Below are 640 nucleotides of genomic sequence, written 5' to 3'. Positions count from 1 at the left end.
TTGAAATAGACTGCGCCGCTGGCTGGAAAAGGGTGGCCGGATGTTACCGGAATAGGTGGCCGAATGTTTCCGGAATCAGTGGCCGGATGTTACCGGAATGGGTGGCCGAATGCTTCCGGAATACCCACCCGGGCTGGAATGATGTCCAGCTCTTCCCGGACTTTGGTGAAGAAGGTCTCAATGGCACCCTGCTTTTCTTCCGGGTTTAGTTCAATACGTTCCTGAACCCTGGGCAGTGCCGGTGACAGTGGTGTACGTCCCTTGCGTTTCTTGCGGGGTTTTGGACTTTCCCCTGTTTCCAGTTCTTCCTCATTCAGGGCATCTTCTTCAGCCGGGTCAGCGCCACAATCGGCTAACTCCGCTTCATTGAAGATTTCGCCCTGGCCGCTGAACTTTTCAGAGCTGTGGCCATAGAGGCGGGCACGTTCCAGACGCAGGTATTCTTCCAGGATGGCAATGCGTTTTTTCTGTTCTTCTATGACGATGGACTTTTTCTGGATAATGTCGTCTTTCTCAAGAAGGGCATTGTCTTTTTCAAGAATGACACCGTCGATGGTCTGGATGGCCTCAAACAAGGCCTCCAGGTCCAGAGCGGTTCCAGCATTTCCGCCCAGTAAACTCAAGGCGGATTTTGGCTGGT

1 protein-coding gene is annotated in these 640 nt (G+C 53.0%); it reads right to left on the bottom strand.

The window, feature by feature from the left end:
• Window positions 1-89: 89 nt before the first annotated feature.
• Window positions 90-640 (bottom strand): IS66 family transposase (locus J7439_RS25835; RefSeq protein ID WP_209204923.1); only part of this gene is annotated, 551 nt, incomplete at its 5' end.

Source organism: Salinisphaera sp. G21_0 (genome assembly GCF_017744115.1).
Classification (GTDB): Bacteria; Pseudomonadota; Gammaproteobacteria; order Pseudomonadales; family Endozoicomonadaceae; genus Endozoicomonas.
Note: the sequence above shows the minus strand (reverse complement) of the source record. Positions and strands in the feature narration are given on the sequence as shown.